Below are 20,834 nucleotides of genomic sequence, written 5' to 3'. Positions count from 1 at the left end.
CTATGCTTGATCTGCTGCAAAACTACCGCCTTCACGCACTTCTTCTAAGCGTACGGACACGGTCTTCGACACTCCAGATTCTTGCATGGTCACACCATACAACACATCTGCGGCTTCCATCGTTCCTTTGCGGTGAGTTACGACGATAAACTGCGTATCATTTTGGAAAGCACTCAAGTAATGACCGAAACGAGAGACATTGGCTTCATCCAATGCTGCTTCCACTTCGTCAAGCACACAAAACGGTACTGGACGAACTTGAATAATGGAAAACAATAACGCAATCGCAGTCAGCGCCCGCTCGCCCCCTGATAGCAAGCTGAGGTTTTGCAATTTCTTGCCCGGCGGTTGGGCTTCGATCTCGATCCCAGTGTTCAATAAATCTTTCGGATCTGTTAAGACTAATTCCGCATGACCGCCGCCAAACATATTAGGAAATACTTGTTTGAATTGCAGACGGATCGCATCGAAGACTTCGCCAAAACGGGTTTTGACTTCTTCATCCATTTCAGACATCGTATCAAACAGCTGTGCTTTAGCCGACAGCAGATCATCTCGCTGACTCGTTAAGAACAAATGCCGTTGATTGACTTGTTCATATTGTTCGATCGCATTTAAATTGACTGGACCAATTTGCTCGATCGCATGTTTTAGTTCCTGAATGTCGACTTTGGCTTGTTCTGCATCCTCGATTTCAGGGAAATCTTGCGCTGCCTTTTCAAAGGTGAGATTGTATTCTTCTTGTAAATACAACAAACGATTATCCATCACCAATTCTGCGCGATTTTTTTCGATCTCAACTTCGGTTTTTTCTGACAGCTTTTCTTTTTGCGTTAAGTTTTCAGCACTCAGGGCTTCGTCTAATGCGCCGATTTCTTGTTGAACGACTTGACGTTGTTCCCGAATCACCGTCAATTCCGCTGTTACCTGCTGCTTGGTGGTTGTGAAGGCCTCAATTCGCTGAAGAATGCTTTCTTCTGAAAACTCATGATCGCTGACGTTGCTTGTCAAGGCAGCTAACTGCCGTTCTAAGGATTGTTGACGCGCTTCGTTTTCTTCCAATGCTTGATTCGTAGCGGCAATTTTTTGCTGCAAATGCGCCACTTGTTCTTTTTGAACGGCGAAAGCTGCCTGCAAGCGTGCACTTTCTTGTGCTAAGGTTTGGCGTTTTTCCTCAATCAAGTCTTCTTCAGCATTCATTTGATGAATATCTTGATCGATTTTCGCCAATTGCGCCGCAATATTCTTTTGCTGTTCTTCCAAACTCGTCTTCTTCTCATCGTATTCCTCAAAGAAGGCTTGCACTTCGCGATGTTCAAAATCAAACACTTGCTGCTCTTGCTTCAAGCGGCTCAGGTCATTCTCAAGATTTTGTAAGCGGCTTTGCAGCTCATGCTCCGTCATGCGAGCCTGTTCGCCTTGCGTCCGCAATTCTTCTAGTGCTGCTTGTGCTTCTTTAGTCGCTGCTTCAAAGTGCTGGACTTGCTTTTCTGTTTTTAAAAGCCGCTCATCCAATTGCGCCGCTTGTGCCGTCAATTGTTGTAGCTCATTGTTTTGGCTAAACAAACTACCGGCATTTTTCTTCGTTGCGCCACCCGTCATGGAACCACCAGCATTCATGACATCCCCTTCTAAAGAAACGACCCGATAGCTATAGTTCAATGCTCGTGCTAACGCATTAGCACTTTGCAAGTCTTCGGCAATCAAGATACTGCCTAACAAGTTATCCGTAATGGTTTGGACGTGTTCCGGCGACTGGACCAATTCGCTGGCAACGCCGATAAAGCCGGACACTTGCTTGGCTTGATTGCGGGCATAATCTGGCAAATGACGGGCTTTGATGGTCGTCAGCGGTAAGAAAGTGGCACGACCGCCGCGATTTTCTTTCAAATACGTGATGGCTGCCCGAGCATCTCGTTCATTTTCAACGACAACATGCTGTGCAGCGGCGCCTAATGCGGTCTCGATCGCCACGGTATAGTCTTGTGGCACATCGATCAACTCCGCTACTGCGCCAACGATGCCGCTGATTTGCTGTTTGTTTTTCAAAATCAAGCGAACGCCTTGATAAAAGCCGCTATAATTTTCTTGAATATCTTGCAGACTGCGCTGTTTCGCTCGTACCTGCTGCACTTGACTCATTAACTGATACATTTTCTTTTGTTCTTCATCAAAGCGTTTTTTGTTGGTTTGAGCTTTTTCTTGAAGATGGATGTATTGCTTGCGTTGTTCTTCTAAAATCGCCTTAGCCTGCGTCAGTTGTTCTTCCACGATTTGCGCTTCCGTCGTCTTTTCTTTCAACGACGTATTCATTTGCGTCTGCTTGCTTAACGCCGTTTGATTTTTCGCGGCTTCTTGCTGGTATTGACGCTCCAAGTATTTCAATTCGTTTCCGATCGTTGCCTGCTCCTGCATGGCTTCGACATATTGGCTACGCAATTCTTCAATGATTTCTTTTGCTGAACGTTGGTACTTTTCCTGCTCTTGCTGACACGCCAGCATCGCTGCTTCAACTTCCTGCACACTACGATTCTTTTGTGAAAGCAAGCCGATCAGTTCCGTTTTTTCTTCATTTAAAAGTGTGACCCGTTCTGTGACTTCCTCTAAGGTTTCTTGGTATTCCGCAGAGCTTTTTTGCGTATGTTTTGATCGCTCATCCAAGACTTCTTTTTGTCCTTCGGCTTGCTTCAGGCCTTCAGTGACCTCTAAAAGCTGCTGATTCAAACGCTCCAACGTTTCATCAAAGGCGGTACGTTGTTGTCGCAAAGAATGTAGCGACAGTTCCCCTTGATTGATCTTTTCGGAAATCTGCGCCAGTTCTTGGTTAAAGGTACTTAGTTGAGCTTTGGCTGTCTCCCACGCTTCTTTTGCTTTCGTGATCTCTAAGACTGCATAGGCCACATCAACCGTCGTCAATTTTTCTTTTAACGCTAAAAAGCGGTTGGCTGCTTCACTTTGGGCTGCCAAAGGCACCAACTGATCTTCTAGTTCATAAATGATATCTTGTAGACGGCTTAAATTGTCTTCCGTTTCAAACAACTTTTGCTCAGCTTTCTTTTTCCGCTGTTTGTATTTCAATACCCCCGCCGCTTCTTCAAAAATCCCACGACGATCTTCTGGTTTGCTGCTGAAAATTGCTTCTACCTTGCCTTGGGAAATGATCGAAAATGATTCTTTCCCCAACCCAGAGTCCATAAATAACTCTTGGATATCCTTTAAGCGGCAAGCTTGTTTATTTAAGAAAAAGTCGCTTTCGCCGGTTCTTCTCAAGCGGCGAGTCACGCTGATCTCACTGTAATCCATCGGTAAATAATGATCGCTATTGTCTAAAACGATCGTCACTTCCGCTATATTTAGCGCTCTGCGGGTGTCAGAACCTGCAAAAATAACATCAGGCATTTTGCCACCACGTAGATTTTTGGCAGATTGTTCTCCTAAAACCCAACGAATCGCTTCGGTAATATTGCTCTTGCCGCTGCCATTTGGTCCGACGACTGCAGTCACACGATGTTCGAAATCAATGACTGTGCGGTCGGCAAAGGATTTAAAGCCGGCAATCTCTATTCGTTTTAAATACACTCCGCCAGTCCTCTCTTACTGTTCAAGATCTGCCAAGGCATTCGCCGCGGCGTCCTGTTCTGATAATTTCTTCGATTTTCCTTGTCCTTTTCCGATCAAGGTATCATCGCAATAGACTTCCGTCCAAAAAATCCGTTCATGGGCGGGGCCTGCTTCTTTGATCAAACGATAATTGATGGAAACATCGCCGCCACGCTGCAAGACTTCTTGCAAGCGGGTCTTGTGATCCATCTCATGGGAAAAAGCACCTGCTTTTACTTTTGGAAAAACAACTTTCGTCAAAAAGCCGCTGACACTTTCCAGTCCTTGATCCAAGTATAACGCACCTAAAAAGGCTTCAAATAGATCACAAAGCAAAGAAGGTCGTTTACGACCGCCAGAGTTTTCTTCCCCTTTGCCTAGACGAATGTATTCATCGAATCGGCAATCTTTGGCAAACATGGATAAACTGTCTTCGCGAACGATTGCCGCCCGTAGCTTCGTCAGCTTACCTTCGGGCAGATCTGGCAATTCACGATACAAATACCGTGAAACGATCAACTCTAAGACAGCATCGCCCAAAAACTCTAAACGTTCGTTATCTGACAAGTGCAAGTTGCGGTGCTCATTCACATAAGATGAATGCGTAAACGCTTGTTCAAGCAGATCTACATCATGGAACACAATATCAAACTTTTCTTTTAGTTCTTTCGTTAATTGTGTATTCATTTGTCACATTCCTTCATTAGTTTATCGACACTTCCCTATTATACTGGTTTTTGCCGAATTATGAAATGTTTCCTCCAAATTCTTGGAAAGACCGTAATAAAAATTTATCTACTTAATCTTCTCCTGTATAAAAAAGCCTGTTTTCCTCAGATACCCGCAAAAAAACAGAAAAAAAAGACGTCCCAGAAAGGACGTCTTTTCACCGATCATTGATTAACGAGATTCAGCTGTAACTGAAACTGTTGCCCATGTATTATGGTCTGCATCATATGCCCATGTAAAGTCTTTCACGCGGTTTGAAATTGGTAAAACTTCATTCCGATAAAGTGTTGGGATTACGAATGCTTCATCTGCAGCATATTCTTGCCATGCATCAAATGCTTCTTTACGTTTTGTTTCGTCAAATGAATCTTTTGAATCGATTGCTTCTAATAGCTTCGTGTTTTCTTCAGATTCAAAACGAGTGTAGTTGAATGCTGAGTTTGGTCCATAAAGGCCAGTTGGAGAAGGATCTGATCCAGTTCCCCATGCACCTTGGTAAACATCAACTTCAGGATCATCATTTTTCAACTTGTCATAGAATGCTTGGAAGTCGATCAAACGACCTGTGGTGTATTGTACATCAAGTCCGATTTCATTCCATTGTTGGATGTAGTAATCTGCTAATGGTTGTGCTGTTTCGCCACCTGACATTGAAGCAAAGTTGATGGTCAATTTCTCACCATTTTTGTCTTCACGCATGCCATCACCATCAACATCTTTGTAGCCAGCATCATCAAGTAATTGATTTGCTTTGTCGATGTTTAAAGTGTAGCCTTCTACTTCGGTGTTGTGCAATGTGCCGAATACTGGTGGGATCAATGTCGTTGCATTTGTACGCAAGCCATTGTAGAAACGACTTCCGACAGCATCATTATCTAATGCATAGCCCATTGCTTGACGCAATGATTTATCCGCCATTTTTGAATCAGGATCGTAATTAACTTTTCCTTCTTCATCATTCCAAGTTCCCAATTTAAAGCCGATATAAGTATAGGCTTGTTCAGGACGACCTAAGATTTGGTAGCCATCTGTATCTTTGTATGTTGGGTACGTATCTGTTGGCATTGACAATGCAATATCATATTGTTTTGCATTCAAAGCTTCTACGATTGAAGAAGTTGGAACAGCTTTAAATGATAATTTATCCATTTTAGGAGCGCCGCCGTAGTAGTACTCATTTGGTACATACTCAACAGATTCTCCCGCAACGATATTTGACATCACATAAGGACCAAAGACGATTGGATTTTTACGAACAGGATCGCTTGATTCCATATCTTTGACTTCAATTCCTTCAAAGGCGTGTTTTGGTAATGCTGAAGACCAAATACCGCCACCGGCTTGCATCATACCAGGGTGAACTTCTTTGTATTGAATTTTAACGACTTTGTCACTTTCTTTGGTGATACCAGAAATTGTATCAGCTTTGCCATCATGATAATCTTCCATACCAACAATGTTAGTAAAGTTATTATCGTAACGGATACCTGTATAATCTTTATGACCGATTACTTCATAAGAAAAGATCACGTCATCTGCCGTTACATCTTCACCGTCAGACCATTTCAAGTTATCACGCAATGTGATCGTTGCTGTGTTGTTTTCTTCGTCTAATTCAAGATTAGCCGCACCACCATCAACGATTCGGAAATCAGCGTCTGTTAAGAATAAACTTTCATTACTTGGTTGCATAAATTGTGCATCATAGTTATCTTGATAAAATTCTGTTTGGAACAACCCTTGGAATTGCGTATCCATCACTACTGCAACATCCAATGTTCCGCCTTCAATTGCATCCTCGTCATTCTTGACTTCTGTTGGCATTGAGCTGATATCTTCTGTTTCTGTCGCTGAATTACCGCCACCAGAAGAATCGGTTCCGCCGCCGTTGCTGCCACACGCTGCCAATGCTAACACTGACAAAAGAGTGACCATACCAAAAATATTTTTCTTCATCCTGTATCCTCCTTGTTTATCCTAGTCGTTGGCGCGCATCCGCTGAACGCTTAAATGCTTGACCAACGTAATTGATACTCAACATCAAGACTAAAATTAGAATTGATGCGGGTAACCAGATCCACTGTCTGTTGACCAGCACATCACCGCTGCTGGCATACCCGATCAGTGTCCCCAAACTTGGAACATTGGTCGGCAGACCAAAACCTAAGAATGTTAGTGTCGTTTCAATACCGATATTCGCTGCAAAGTTCATTGTTAAGTTGGTGATGATCAATGAGCTAAGGTTCGGCATGATTTCGCGGAACATGATGACAAAGTCATTGGTTCCGAGAGTTTTCGATGCACTAACATAGTCGCGACGGCCTTCTGAAAGGGTCTTACTTCGGAAGAGCCTTGCTTTTCCGACCCAGTAAAAGGCACTCATGACCCATATAAAGGTCCAAACGTTATAACGAGGTACGATCGATACGATAACGATAATGATCAGCATGATCGGTAAAATCATAACGAAGTCAACGATACGCATCAAAATATTATCAATGATACCGCCATAATAACCTGAGATGATCCCTAGTCCGACCCCAACGATCGACGTAATGATCGTGATTGAAAAACCAATCAAGATTGAGTTACGCGCACCGATGATCAATTGTCCCCAAACATCACGGCCACCTTCATCCGCCCCTAAAAGGTAGGTGCCGCCGTTTGGCGAAATCGCGCCAGGTACAGCGTATTTATCAAGGATGCTGACACGCATCACTTGTGATTGATCGATAACTGCCGAGCCGATAAACACGAATAATAAAACTGCGACTAACAAAACTAATGAAAAGATCGCCATTTTATCTTTTAAGAATTCGCGAAAAATCATTTTCAATCCCATAGGCGGGATGCTCTCTTGTTTTAGTACTTTTTCTTTCTTTTCAGACACATTTATCCCCTCCTATTACTGGATTCTGATTCTTGGATCGACAATACTCATGATGATATCTGACAGTAGCGTACCGATCAAGGTCGCTAGTCCTAAGATCAATGTTAGTGAAGTGATCACGGCATAGTCCCGTTGGACGATACTATCGATAAACAGTTTTCCGACACCTGGGTAGGCGAAGATTTTCTCAATGACCACAGAACCTGCGATCAATGACGTGATCTCGTAGCCCATTTGTGATGCGATCGGCAACGATGCATTCCGGAAAACGTGACGTGAGAAGACTTTATTCGTTGGTACCCCTTTTGAACGAGCGGTACGAACGAAATCCAATGATTTCGAATCAATGACTTCACTTCGCAAGTATTGGATCGTCACTGCTGTTCCTAATAATGCAGAAGTGATTGCCGGTAATAGTAGGTGATACAAACGACTCCAAAACTCAGCCATGCCGCTGACCCCCGGTGCAACGGAACCACCCGTTGGGAACCAAGCCAATCGGTAACCGAAGATGAACAATGCGATCAACGCAAAGATAAACAACGGTACGGCGAAACTGAAGAAGTTGTAAACAACGACGACTTTATCAAGCAATGAATTTTGGTAACGTCCTGCCCACATCCCTAAAGGAATGGCAATCACGTAAGTCAAAATGACCGTCAATAAAGATAACCACAATGTATTGCTGATACGTCCTGCTAATAATGTTGAAACAGGCAATTTATAGATAAAGCTTTGTCCAAAGTCCCCTTTTAAGGCATTTCCGATCCAACGGAAATACTGGGTATACCATGGGTCATTCAAACCAGCGGCTTCACGCATCCGCTCAATAACAGCTGGATCTTGGTTTGGATTGATCAAACCAGTAAATGGATCCCCAGGCATTGCTTGTGCGATCAAGAAAATCAAGATACTCAAAATAATGACTTGCGGGATCATCAACAACAAACGACGTAGAATTGTTTTCCACATTATTCAGCACCCCCGTTTTTCAATGCGACTTGGTGCGACTCGGTGATTTTACGCAAGTCATACACTCTGCCAGATTCGTCGTAGTAATCTTTTTGATGGGTCACATATTCCAACTCGACCTTGCGACGGTTTTCTTTGTGAGCATCGCGATTTTTTACGTCGATTTGAGGAATCGCTGATAATAAACGTTTTGTATAGATGTGACGCGGGTCTTGGTAGATGTCTTCCCGTGTCCCGATCTCAACGAAGCGGCCTTTGTACATGATGGCGATATTGTCGCACATGTGTTTTACGACCCCTAAGTCATGAGAGATAAATAAGAAACTTAAGCCAAATTCTTGCTGGATCCGTTTCATAAAGTTCAGTACCTGCGCTTGAACGGATAAGTCAAGGGCTGAAACCGGCTCATCGGCAACGATCAGTTTTGGATTGGATGCTACCGCGCGGGCAACCCCTAACCGCTGACGTTGTCCACCAGAGAACTCGTGAGGATATTTGTATAGGGCATCTTCTGGCATCCCAACGATATCCAACAAACTTTTCACACGTGTTTTCTCTTCTTGATCGCTTAAGCGTTCAAAGTTGCGCAATGGTTCTGCGATAATGTCTACCACGCGTTTTTTAGGATTCAAGCTAGACATTGAATCTTGGAAAATCATTTGGACATCTTTGTTGTAGTTCATTTTTTTGCGGACGGAACGTTTGGTCACGTCTTGCCCATCATAAATGATTTCGCCACTGGTGATTTTTTCTAACCCAACGATGGCTTTACCCGTCGTGGATTTACCAGAACCAGACTCACCAACCAATCCGTAGGTTTTTCCTTTTTCTATGATGAAGTCCACACCGTCAACGGCATACACATGGTCCGTGACACGGTTGAAGAATCCGCTGCGAATAGGATAGTGGACTTTCAGATCTTTGATTGTAATTAATTCTGTCATCTACACTTCTCCTTCTTCGTCTCTAAAATGAAAATGCTTGTAGCATGTGCAACGGACCAAATGATCAGGTGCTACTTCATGCAAGACTGGGTTTGCTTCGTGGTCGCTTTCAGCGATCCAAGGAATCCGTGCGGCAAACCGACAACCGGTCCGAGGCATATTTTTCAAGGAAGGAACCACGCCCTCGATCACATGCAGTTCACTGTCTTGTGAGTTTTCTTGAGGGATCGAGTTAAGCAGTGAGCGGGTGTATGGATGTTTCGGATTGGCAAACAACTCTTCGGCTGTTGCGACTTCCACAAACTGTCCCCCGTACATTACGGCTACTCGGTCGGCCATCTCTGCTACGACACCTAAATCGTGGGTGATCAAAATGATCCCCGTTTGCGTTTCTTCTTGCAAATCTTTTAGTAGATCAAGGATCTGTGCTTGGATCGTCACGTCCAACGCGGTCGTTGGTTCATCGGCAATAATGATTGGTGGTTTACAAGCAATCGCGATCGCAATGATGACCCGCTGACGCATCCCACCTGACAATTCATGAGGGTATTGACGTCCTACTCGCGGTGGATTCGGGATCCCAACTTGTTCTAATAATTCTAATGCCCGTGCTTGGCGCTGTTCGGCATTCATATCTGTATGATAAGACAAGCCTTCTTTGATTTGGTCTTCGATCCGCATCAACGGATTCAGTGCAGACAACGGATCTTGGAAAATCATCCCAATATCATTTCCGCGAATTTTGTTGTATAACGTTTCGTTTAAGTTTGACAAGTTTAAATCTTTATATAAGATTTCTCCAGTGATTTTCGTGTTGTTTGGGTCATGTAGCCCCATGATCGTTGTAGCTAACGTACTTTTTCCGCAACCAGATTCTCCTACGATTGCTAAGATCTCATTACGATCCAGTGTAAAAGAAATACCATCTACTGCGTCATAGTAATCGTCTTTGATACGAAAACCTGTGTGAAGGTTTTGAACATCTAGTAATTGATTATCTCTGGACAATCGAATACCCCTCTCTACTTTCTAAGATGTCTTGCGTTTTAATGTAAAAAAAGAAGGAACATGCATTTCATTTCCAAAAGCTTTCTTAACATTGTATAATATATTCTTAATAATTATATAGAAATGCTAACAATAATGCAAGTCCCAGAAAACTTAAAACACTGAATTTTCAGAAAATTTACATTACGCTTCCAACGCCGCTATGTCAGGTTTAACCATCGTTTTTTAGATTGCATTTTTGAAGAAAAGCCGCCCAAATCACGGCGGATCAATTATGAGAAAGAAAGAGCTAAGTCATCTAGGACTTAGCTCTTATGTCTGTCTTAAGCAAGATGGCTTGAAATATAATCAACCGCTCCACCGACTGTTTCGATCTGCTCGGCATCTTCATCAGAAATCTCTGTACCAAATTCATCTTCTAGTTCAAGGACGAATTCCATCACACTGATCGAATCAGCGTTCAAGTCGTCTTTAATGCTCATCGTATCCGTTACGTTCTCTGCGTCAATTTCAAAATGATTGGCGATCACGACCGCAACTTTCTTGAATACTTCATCTCGTGTCAACTGGCTTCACCTCCACGCGTTTGCACAAAACATAGAATGGCTAACAAACATTGTACTGCTTTCTATGCTTTTTGTCTAGATATTTTTGCAATTTCATTACAATGATTGCATTATGATTGCGTTTCGTCTTTTGCAGTCGGCATTTCTTCAAAGTGGGCGACTAATTGGGCCACAACATCTGTTGCTAGCATCGTATGGATCTGCTTGATGGTGTACGCTACCGCTTCTGGTCCTGTCGCCCCATGGGTTTTGATGACTGGTGCTTTCAAACCAAATAATACGGCCCCGCCATGTTTCGCATAATCCATCTCATTTTTTACTTTTCGCAACGCATCCTTCAGTAACAACGCCCCTAATTTCCCTTTGGTACCTGAATCAAGAATCGATTGCTTCAACAACGCCATTAAGTTCAAGGCAGTTCCTTCGATCGATTTCAAAACAGCATTTCCAGTAAAGCCATCTGTCACGACGACGTCAGCTGCACCATCCAATAATTCCCGAGCCTCGACATTGCCGATAAAATGGATCGTAGGGTCTTGCGAAAGCAGTTCAAAGGCTTTTTTCGTCAATTCGCTGCCTTTGGTTTCTTCCGTTCCGTTATTTAACAAGCCGACCCTTGGTCGATTGATCCCGCGAACTTTTTGGGCATAAAAGGACCCTAAGACGGCATAGTTTGCCAAATGTTCTGGTTTATTGTCGGCATTAGCGCCTAGATCCAGCATGTCAAAGCCAGCATCTTTGCCGATCACTGGCATTGTGGACATCAATCCGGGACGGTCGATCCCTTTGATCCGACCAACGATGAACAACCCGGCCGCTAATAAAGCACCGGTATTTCCGGCTGAAAAAATCGCATCTGCTTCGCCATTTTTCACTGCTTGTGCCGCTAAGACCATTGAGGCCGTTTTTTTTCGTCTGATTGCTTTAACAGGTTCATCATCACTATTGATTTTTTCATCTGTGTGGATAATAGTGACATTTTTATCATCCGTCATGTATTTTTTGATTTCATTTTCTTTTCCGTAAAGGAGGAATTCAATCTCTGGAAAATCTTTTTTCGCCAGCATAACCCCTTCTACGATCGCTTTTGGGGCGTTGTCTCCGCCCATTGCATCAACAGCAATCCGCATCTCGCTGCCACTCCCTTCATTTTCCCAATCAGTATAGCATATTCTTTAATCAAAAAATTGTTTGTCTGCTTTTTTTGCTGCTAAATAGTTCGCCAACGCCGTGAATTCCGGCAATAGCTGCCAGCCATTTTTTTGCCAAAGCTGGGTTGCCTCAACTTGAGCCACTTCTAGAATGTGGGCATCCGCGACTAAATCGGCAGCCGCAAACTCTGGCAAGCCCGATTGTCGATTGCCGAAGACTTCTCCTGGCCCCCGCAACTGCAAGTCTTTTTCGCTGACTATAAAGCCATTGGTGGTTTCTGTCATGATCTTCATTCGTTCGACCCCCGTCTCATTTTTCGGGTTCGCGATCAAAATACAGTAAGAAGCATCGGCGCCGCGTCCTACCCGTCCACGTAATTGGTGGAGCTGGGCTAACCCGAAGCGATCAGCGTCAATGATCAGCATCACTGTCGCATTAGGGACATTGACACCTACTTCGATGACTGTCGTGGAAACCAAGATCTGCAGTTGATTTTCTTTGAAGGCTTCCATGATGCTGTCCTTTTCTTGATTCTTCATTTTCCCATGCAGCATTCCCACTTGATAAGTAGGAGAAAAGTAACTTTGCAGCTGCTCATAAATCTCCGTGGCATTCTTGACATCCAGCATTTCGGATTCTTCGATCAAAGGACAGATGACATACATCTGATGCCCCTGTGCCAATTCTTTTTGCGCCCACTCTAAGATCGATTCAAACTGCGGCGGTCGGACCCAGCGCGTCTCTACAGGAATCCGTCCTGCCGGCATCTCATCGATCACCGAAACATCCATTTCGCCATAAGCCGTGATCGCTAGCGTACGAGGGATCGGCGTGGCGGTCATAAAGAGTACATCAGGAAGATAGCCTTTTTCCCGTAAGACTTTTCGCTGATTGACCCCGAAACGGTGTTGTTCATCGGTGATGACTAAGCCAAGATGTGCAAAGTCTACCCCTTCTTGAATCAGCGCATGGGTCCCAACTATGATGTCGATCTCCCCAACTGCTAATTGTTCTAAGATGACCCGCCGTTCTTTTGGTTTGGTCGAGCCTGTCAAAAGAGCGGTGGTCACTTCTAAGGGGTCAAAGAGTTGATTCAAGCTCTCTAGGTGCTGCTGGGCCAAAATCTCAGTCGGCACCATCAGTGCGCCCTGAAAGCCAGCCGTCATCGTAGCATAGAGGGCGATCGCCGCCACGACTGTTTTCCCGCTTCCTACATCTCCTTGCAAGAGTCGCTGCATGTGCTGCGGACTTTTCAGGTCATGGCAGATTTCATTGGTCACGCGCTTTTGCGCATTCGTCAATTCAAAGGGCAGTTTACGAGTAAACTCTTTCAAGCGTTGCACATCATAATCGATCGCCAAGCCGTTTTTCTCGGCTTTTTCGCTTTTCTTCAGTCCTTGGATCTGCATCTGGAACAAAAAGAACTCTTCAAAAATCACCCGCCGCTTCGCTTGATGACTCTCTTGGGGATCTTTAGGAAAGTGCATCGCAAACATCGCGGATTTCCGATCCAACAAGCGATATTTTTCGATCAATGACAAAGGCAAGATCTCTGTGATCTGATCACCAAAATCAAGGAATGCCTGTTTGATCAGTTCGATCAACACACTTTGACGCACGGCTTTATTGACATGATAAATGGGGGCAAAGTCTTCTGCGCTCTTGCTGCCAAGAATTTTCATCCCCGTCAGTCCTTTGCGTTTGGCGTCCCATTTGCCATAGACGGCGATCTCTTCTGAGACCTCTACTTTATCTTTCAAATAAGGCTGATTGAAAAAGGAGACATTAAAGACATCGTGGTCTTGCATCATGCGAAATTGCAACCGACTTTTTTTATAGCCAAAGCGATTGACGACCGGCGGGGAAACGACGATCCCCTTGATCGTTACTTTTTCTTGGTCTTGAATCTCCGCTAATTGCCGTTCTTGAATGTCTTCATAACGAAACGGATAATACTTTAGCAGGTCTTCGATGGTTTCGATTCCTAAACTCGCCAAGTCTTGGGCGCGTTTTTCTCCGACACCCTTTAATACCGTAAGTGGCTGATTCAGCATAGGTACCCTCCTTTTCCAAAGTGATTTTATTTATTGCAGAGATTCCTGCATTCATAGAAAAAGACGGAGCCAAAAATCATCTACGATTTTTGCCCCCGCCGCCTAATTTGTTTATTCTGCTGAGAAAAGATACGGATAAACCGGCTGATCTCCTTGATGGATCTCTACTTCGATCTCAGGATGCAGTTCAACGATCGCTTCTTCGATTTTGGCTGCTTCTTTGGCTTTGCCTTCTTCACCGATAATGATGGTGACGATCTCAGTATCTTCTGTGATCATTTTTTCTAAGGTAGTCATAGAAGCAGAGAAACGATCAGGAACAGAAACAACGATTTTGCCGTCGACCATTCCTAAGAAGTCGCCTTCTGTGATTTCGATGCCATCGATTGATGTATTACGGATCGCATGAGTCACTGATCCGCTGACAACACTTGCTAAGACATCGGTCATGGCTTGCTGATTTTCAGCTAGTGTGGACTGCTCGTGGAATGCCAGCATCGCCGTCATCCCTTGAGAGATCGTCCGTGTTTCAACAACCGCTACTGGAATCTCGGAAACTTCCGCTGCTTGCTGCGCCGCCATAAAGATATTTTTGTTGTTCGGTAAGACGATCACTTGATCAGCATTGACTTCATTGATTGCCACCAAAATGTCTTCTGTACTTGGGTTCATCGTTTGGCCACCACTGATGACATAAGAAGCGCCTAGGCTAGTAAACAATTCTTTCAAGCCTTCCCCCGCCGCGATCGCAATGATCGCAAATGGTGTCCGCGGACGTTTTACTGGTGCTGGTTTTGCTTCTTGCTGATCGTGTTCCAAGATTGTTTCATGCTGAAGGCGCATGTTGTCGACTTTGATTTTCACCAATGAACCAAATTTTTGCCCATAATTCATGACTTCGCCGGGATGTTCCGTGTGAACATGGACTTTGATGATCTCATCGTCGTTGACCACTAATAAGGAATCTCCCAACTCGTTTAAGTAATTACGGAATGTTTCATAATCGAATTCACTATCAACGGTCGGACCTTCACCAATTTTCACCATGATTTCTGTACAATAACCAAAAGTGATATCTTCAGTCGCTAATTGCCCTTGGACACTGCGATGATGTTCCGCATTGACCATTTCATCCATTGCAGCTGGAGATGGTTCAAAAATTTCATCGGCTGGGTATTCCCCGGTCAATGCATTTAAGAAGCCTTCATAGATAAACAACAGGCCTTGACCGCCACTATCTACCACACCGACTTCTTTTAAAACCGGTAATAGATCAGGGGTTTTCGCCAATGACCGTTTTGCGCCATGAACCACTGCTTTCATGACTTCGATACAATCATCAGTGGTTTGGGCTTTTTTCTCGCCATATTCAGCGGCGATGCGTGCCACAGTCAGGATGGTTCCTTCCACAGGCTTCATGACTGCTTTATAGGCGGTTTCTACTCCATGAGTAAAGGCTTGAGCCAATTCTGGTGCAGTGAGTGTTTCTACGGTTGGAATTGCTTTAGAAAAACCGCGGAATAATTGAGACAAAATGACGCCGGAATTCCCACGTGCGCCCATCAATAGTCCTTTTGAAAGTGTAGCGGCAAGATCGCCGACGTTTTCTGAAGTCGCATCTGCGACCGCTTTTGCTCCACTGGTCATGGATAGATTCATGTTTGTCCCGGTATCTCCATCTGGAACAGGAAACACATTCAATGAGTTGACAAACTCTGCATTAACTTGTAGACGAGCCGCGCCTGCCTGCACCATTTCTTGAAACTGACTTGCGCTGATATTCGTTACCTTCACTTAGATAGTCCTCCTTAAAATCATCCGCCATGAACGGATCCCTTGCCTAATCTGGCAGTACACGTACGCCTTGAACAAATACATTTACCGAGTTCGCAGATACACCTAGCATCGTTTCTAAGTTGTATTTCACTTTTTCCTGCACGTTGCGGGAAACTTCGGAAATCTTTGTTCCATAGCTGACGATCGTGTATACATCCACTGCAATGCCGTTTTCTTCTTGGCGGACAACGACACCGCGAGAATAATTTTCTTTTCGTAAAATTTCATTGATGTTATCTTTGATTTGTTTCTTGCTAGCCATACCAACAATGCCGAACACATCTGTTGCTGCGCCTCCGACCACTGTTGCAATGACTTCATTGCTGATTTCAATAATACCTGATGAGGTTTGAATTTTTACAGCCATTTTATAGCCTCCTTCAATGGGCATGACCCATCTTTCTTCTTACATATTTTATCATAGCTGTACCGCAAATAAAAGGATGAGACATATGAAAAGGGGCTTTCTGACCAAACGTCTTGCATTTCGACCTTGTTTAATTTACAATGTTTACCGGGAAAAGTCAATGTTTCTTGAAAATTACTCTTGCTTTTTTCACCTTTCTGTGATAAATTCAGATGGTATGAGCTGAAATAGCGCTCCAACATCAAGGCAAAGGAGGAAATAACCACATGGCTAAAGTTTGTTACTTTACTGGACGTAAAACTACAAGTGGAAACAATCGTTCTCACGCAATGAATGCGACAAAACGTACTGTGAAACCTAACTTGCAAAAAGTTCGCGTTATGATTGACGGAAAACCTAAAAAAGTTTGGGTGTCAACTCGTGCTTTGAAATCTGGAAAAGTTGAGCGCGTATAATTAGACCTTTTCGGCCGTTCGTTTTGAACGGCTTTTTTTGTACCCTTTTTTCTTTGGTGCGCTTTCACTTAGGTTTTCATTAAAGAAAATAGGTCTTTGTTTTTTTAATCGATTCACCTGTGGTAAACTAAGAAAAAATTGATAAAGAACAGGTGACTTCTTGTGACGAAAATAAAAACATTTGCCAAACAACATTGGCCTTATATGCTTGCTAGTTTCTTCTTGCCGTTTCTTATCATGGCAGTGATCTATTTGACCATTGGCATCTACCCCGGCAGCAGCCGCAGCGTCTTAGCCAGTGATGCCTTTTCGCAATTCTCAAACTTTCATGCCAGCTTCCGCAATATGCTCTTAGGCAAGCAAAGTATCTTTTATACGTGGAACGCCTCCTTAGGCTTAAATTATCTGGCATTGATCTCCTATTACTTAGGCGGGATCTTCACTCCCCTGGTCTTGTTATTCCCGAATCAGCTGATGCCAGATGCGCTGTACTTTTTGACCTTGATCAAGATCGGCAGTGCGGGCTTGGCGTTTTGGTTTTATGCCAGCCAAACCTTTAAGATCCAACGTTGGCAACACGTGACCTTAGCCGTCTGTTATGCTTTGATGTCCTTCATCACCGCCCATTCGGAACTGATCATGTGGCTTGATGCCATGATCTATCTGCCACTGGTGATTTTAGGCATTGACCGTTTAGTGAAAAAGAAAAAACCAGTCCTGCTGTTTATCAGCTACTTGCTGTTATTTTTATCCAGTTTTTACATGGGCTTTATGATTGGTCTCTTTTCCGTGATGTATTTCTTGGTCCAATTGGGCCGCAACTGGAAACAAGCTCACGGGGCGATCATCCCTTACGGCATCACCTCCTTGTTAGCAGGGGGCGCCTCAATGGTGATCATCTTACCTGCCCTGCTGGATTTGCGGTCGAACGGGGAAGAGTTGACGACGATTTCTTCCTTTAAAACCGAAGCCACCGATGTCTTTGACCTTGTAATGAAAAACATGATTGGAGTATACGATACAACAAAATACGGCTCCATTCCCTTCATCTATATCGGCTTATTGCCGTTGCTGTTATGTATTTTATATTTTGTTTCGAAGAAAATCCGCTTGAAGGATAAATTCTTATACGCTGGCATGTTTGCTGTTTTGATTGCCAGTTTTTATATCGTGCCGATGAATCTTTTTTGGCACGGGATGCATGCCCCAAATATGTTCCTTTTCCGTTATGCCTATTTGTTCTCCTTCTTAGTGATCATGCTGGCGGGATACGGGTGGGAGCAGCTGCAGCAAAAAGATCGTGGATTGTTTCTCATTATTGGTCTTTCTACGATCGTGGTGTTTGCCCTCTCCTACGCATTGAAAGGACCTGGAACCTATGAATATGTTTCCGCTACTTCTTTTGCGCTAACGATCGTATTCTTTGTTCTTTACTTGTTATGTATTGGGTTCGGGCAATTAGGTCTTTTAACACAAAAACGAGTGACGATCTTGATGCTGATCTTCGTCTGCGGAGAAATGGCCGTCAATACCAGCGGCATGGTTCGCGGAATTTTGAATGATTGGAACTATGCTTCTCGCAGTTTGTATACAGAACCTTATCCGGACATCAAAAAACTAGTCACTCAAGCCAACGACGACAATGATACCTTTTTCCGATTAGAAAACCTTGACCCTGTTTCTTCCAACGACAGTATCAATTATGGCTACAGCGGGGTCAGCATGTTTTCTTCGATCCGTAACCGCAATTCTTCAAGCTACCTGGACAAACTGGGCTTTCGGTCCCGCGGCACCAATTTAAATATCCGCTATCCGAATAATACCTTGCTGATGGATGCTTTTACAGGAATCAAATACAATATCTCCAAGCCAAATCTCACCAAATACGGCTTTCAACGAGTCGGGGAATCTGGTGAATACAAGCTCTATGAAAATCAAAATGCATTACCTTTAGGTTTCTTGGCTGAACCGACCATCGAATCGATTGAACAGCCGCAAAACGACAACTTGACGAGCCAGAAAAATCTTTTCAACGGCTTGGCCGATTTAAATTTAGAGTATTTTGCCTTTCAGCCGATCACGGTGATCCATAGTAAAAATACAGATATCACCAATGACGGCATGTATATGAAATTTACCGAGCAAGAAAGCAATGTCGCAAAAGAAGTGACTTGGCAAGTGGAGGTTCCGGCGAACTCGCAAGCGTACTTGAGTCTCTTCCCTGCCAACTTCGGAGAATTGGAAAGCTCATCTGCCACCGTAACAGTCAACGGCCAGCAGCGAGAAACGCAAATCAGTATCAATGGTCAATACTACGACTTAGGGCACTACGAGACCGATACGACGGTTCAATTCACCGTCAGCTTCTACGGAACACCTGAGATCTCCTTCCAAAACCCGCAAGTCGTCACCTTGGATACCAACGCCTACCAACAAGCAATTGATGCGATCCAAGATCGAGGGGTCGCTATGACTGTCGGCAAACGCAGTGCCAAAGCCGATATCACGACTGAAAAAGAGCAGCAGCTTGTGACGACCATCCCTTATGACAAGGGCTGGACTGCTACGCTTGATGGCAAAGAAGTCCCAATCACGGCCTTTCAAGACGGCTTTATCAGTGTGACGATCCCAAGTGGTAGCCATCACTTGGAACTGTCCTTCTTGCCGCAAGGCTTTGTTATCGGTGTTTTCTTGTTCTTCGGCTGCATCGCATTGTTTATCTTGTTTGCTTGGTTTTACCAGAAACAAGTAGCCAAAAAGCAAGTCTTGGCCGAACAACGTCAACTCATGGATCAAGCGCCAGAAAACTAATCGAAAAAGAACCAACTCGTCCCTTTGAGGTGATCCCCTTAAGTTAGAGCAAACGCTGACTTATGGGTGTCCCTCAATGATCGGTGAGTTTGGTTCTTTTTTTGTGCTGGGGTTCCGCAGCTGTTCGCTCTAGTGGTCTTAGCATCCACTATCGACTAGGTCCCCTTCGATTCGGGGGCCAAATACCTAGCCCTTAGAGCGTTTAGCGAAACATAAGATAACTGTTAGGTTCTTCCGCATTTTTCTTGATGGAGTGCAACGATCGCTCCCATAATTTAACCATTTTGGTTTGTTTCAAGATGCGAAAGATCGAAAGCCCTTGGTCGATTTTCAACAGTCCTTTTTCTTGATCTCCATAAATATACCAATACCATCCTTGATAGCAAAGGAGATGCGTGCTGTTTAGCATGTCTCCGCGATCTGCCAATAATTCCTCCGCAATGGTCAACACCTCTTTTGCCCACTCCAGACGGCGAAAATTGACAAACGTCGTAAAACAACTAAAAATCAAATCCATTTGTATTTCTCGCATCATGGACAAACCTTGTTCTTTTTTGGTCCGTGAAATAGCAACCTGCAGTAAGTGATAGGAGGTTTCGACAGGAAACAAGAATTGAAAATAGCGAAACAGCAAAATCTCATAGACGCCCCAGTTGTCTACTTTCATAAGGTAGGAGATGACGGGTCGGGTTTTGATGCGTAGCTTTTCCATATATTCATCGGGTGAGCGGTCGGGTTTAGAACCTGAGAGATTGATTTCATGTATCTCCTTTGTAATCTCAAGGTACAGAAAAACAAAAGAATGCTGTTTGGAAGCGGCGATCAGTTCGCTGCGCATTTCCTCCAGCCCTTCTTTGCTTCGCTGGGCGTGGGCGTTACTCAAGTAAGCTTCTTTGTTGATCCCTAAGATTCGATCCAGTAAATCCATAAATTCGCTCGTCATATAGCTAGGGAAACTCATCAGGTTGTCGTGACTTTTTACGCCCTTTTGTTGTGCACGTAAATAATAAAACTCCTCCACCGTAACATGGATATTTTCTAATAGGCGTTCCAATCGATGAATACTGATACTTGAAGCACCTTGCTCAAATTTACTGATAAACGAGCGACTGTTTTGTTCATCCGCCACTTGAGCGATCGTATAGCCGCGCTCTTTGCGCAATTGTCGGTACAGTTTTCCTTCTTCCATAACCATCCTCCTCACAGCGATCGATCTGCAAACGCCAAACCAATCTTGCTTTACGAATGAAACTCTGCAATTAAATGCTACTATATTTAGATTCAAATTTAGATTCAACCCTATAAAATATTGAGGAACAAAATCTACGGTACCCTATTTATATGCCACTCTTTTAGCTGTTAGCCACTCGTGACAGTAACCTCTGGTATGCTCCTGGTACATTTAAATTCCACTATAGTGGAATATTTTCTCTTCCTAGTATAAAGCATC

Annotated in this window: 15 protein-coding genes; 2 read left to right on the top strand and 13 right to left on the bottom strand. The window is 43.9% G+C overall.

Features of this window, described 5'->3' with window-relative positions; translation table 11 throughout:
- From smc to ACI3E5_RS01575, 12 genes are all read right to left on the bottom strand, one after another.
- Complete coding sequence (gene smc / locus ACI3E5_RS01630; RefSeq protein ID WP_086293781.1) at window positions 1–3,579, bottom strand: chromosome segregation protein SMC; 3,579 nt, start codon at window positions 3,577–3,579, stop codon at window positions 1–3.
- A 15-nt stretch (window positions 3,580–3,594) separates the two neighbouring features.
- Window positions 3,595–4,287: a ribonuclease III gene (gene rnc, locus ACI3E5_RS01625; RefSeq protein ID WP_005227136.1), complete on the bottom strand. Its 693-nt coding sequence runs from the start codon at window positions 4,285–4,287 to the stop codon at window positions 3,595–3,597.
- A 213-nt stretch (window positions 4,288–4,500) separates the two neighbouring features.
- A complete protein-coding gene (locus tag ACI3E5_RS01620) occupies window positions 4,501–6,285 on the bottom strand; it encodes an oligopeptide ABC transporter substrate-binding protein (protein ID WP_096742111.1) in 1,785 nt (594 codons plus the stop codon).
- A gap of 16 nt (window positions 6,286–6,301) precedes the next feature.
- Window positions 6,302–7,171 (bottom strand): ABC transporter permease, encoded by an 870-nt coding sequence (locus ACI3E5_RS01615; RefSeq protein WP_153883525.1) that lies wholly within the window; start codon window positions 7,169–7,171, stop codon window positions 6,302–6,304.
- Window positions 7,172–7,234: 63 nt separating this feature from the next.
- Window positions 7,235–8,191: an oligopeptide ABC transporter permease gene (opp4B, locus tag ACI3E5_RS01610; RefSeq protein WP_086293775.1), complete on the bottom strand. Its 957-nt coding sequence runs from the start codon at window positions 8,189–8,191 to the stop codon at window positions 7,235–7,237.
- A complete protein-coding gene (locus ACI3E5_RS01605; protein ID WP_077453896.1) occupies window positions 8,191–9,135 on the bottom strand; it encodes an ABC transporter ATP-binding protein in 945 nt (314 codons plus the stop codon). The genes opp4B and ACI3E5_RS01605 overlap by 1 nt, the downstream gene beginning before the upstream one ends.
- A complete protein-coding gene (locus ACI3E5_RS01600; protein ID WP_086293773.1) occupies window positions 9,136–10,143 on the bottom strand; it encodes an ABC transporter ATP-binding protein in 1,008 nt (335 codons plus the stop codon). It lies immediately after the preceding gene.
- Window positions 10,144–10,466: 323 nt separating this feature from the next.
- Window positions 10,467–10,709: an acyl carrier protein gene (gene acpP / locus ACI3E5_RS01595; protein WP_005227129.1), complete on the bottom strand. Its 243-nt coding sequence runs from the start codon at window positions 10,707–10,709 to the stop codon at window positions 10,467–10,469.
- 110 nt (window positions 10,710–10,819) lie between these two features.
- Window positions 10,820–11,839: a phosphate acyltransferase PlsX gene (gene plsX / locus ACI3E5_RS01590; RefSeq protein WP_077453897.1), complete on the bottom strand. Its 1,020-nt coding sequence runs from the start codon at window positions 11,837–11,839 to the stop codon at window positions 10,820–10,822.
- A gap of 45 nt (window positions 11,840–11,884) precedes the next feature.
- Window positions 11,885–13,915: an ATP-dependent DNA helicase RecG gene (recG, locus tag ACI3E5_RS01585; RefSeq protein WP_142424743.1), complete on the bottom strand. Its 2,031-nt coding sequence runs from the start codon at window positions 13,913–13,915 to the stop codon at window positions 11,885–11,887.
- Between the two features lie 111 nt (window positions 13,916–14,026).
- The gene (locus ACI3E5_RS01580; protein WP_086293769.1) at window positions 14,027–15,709 is read right to left on the bottom strand and encodes a DAK2 domain-containing protein; all 1,683 of its coding nucleotides are present in this window, start codon (window positions 15,707–15,709) and stop codon (window positions 14,027–14,029) included.
- Window positions 15,710–15,755: 46 nt separating this feature from the next.
- A complete protein-coding gene (locus tag ACI3E5_RS01575) occupies window positions 15,756–16,118 on the bottom strand; it encodes an Asp23/Gls24 family envelope stress response protein (protein WP_005227125.1) in 363 nt (120 codons plus the stop codon).
- A 266-nt stretch (window positions 16,119–16,384) separates the two neighbouring features.
- Between ACI3E5_RS01575 and rpmB the strand changes: the two genes are divergently transcribed.
- A complete protein-coding gene (rpmB, locus tag ACI3E5_RS01570; RefSeq protein WP_003128045.1) occupies window positions 16,385–16,573 on the top strand; it encodes a 50S ribosomal protein L28 in 189 nt (62 codons plus the stop codon).
- Window positions 16,574–16,735: 162 nt separating this feature from the next.
- Complete coding sequence (locus tag ACI3E5_RS01565) at window positions 16,736–19,384, top strand: YfhO family protein (RefSeq protein ID WP_498820725.1); 2,649 nt, start codon at window positions 16,736–16,738, stop codon at window positions 19,382–19,384.
- 202 nt (window positions 19,385–19,586) lie between these two features.
- Here the strand turns inward: ACI3E5_RS01565 and ACI3E5_RS01560 are convergent, their stop codons facing one another.
- A complete protein-coding gene (locus tag ACI3E5_RS01560) occupies window positions 19,587–20,573 on the bottom strand; it encodes an Rgg/GadR/MutR family transcriptional regulator (protein ID WP_086293763.1) in 987 nt (328 codons plus the stop codon).
- Window positions 20,574–20,834: the final 261 nt, after the last annotated feature.

This window comes from Candidatus Enterococcus avicola (assembly GCF_047470845.1).
GTDB lineage: Bacteria > Bacillota > Bacilli > Lactobacillales > Enterococcaceae > Enterococcus_D > Enterococcus_D casseliflavus.
Note: the sequence above shows the minus strand (reverse complement) of the source record. Positions and strands in the feature narration are given on the sequence as shown.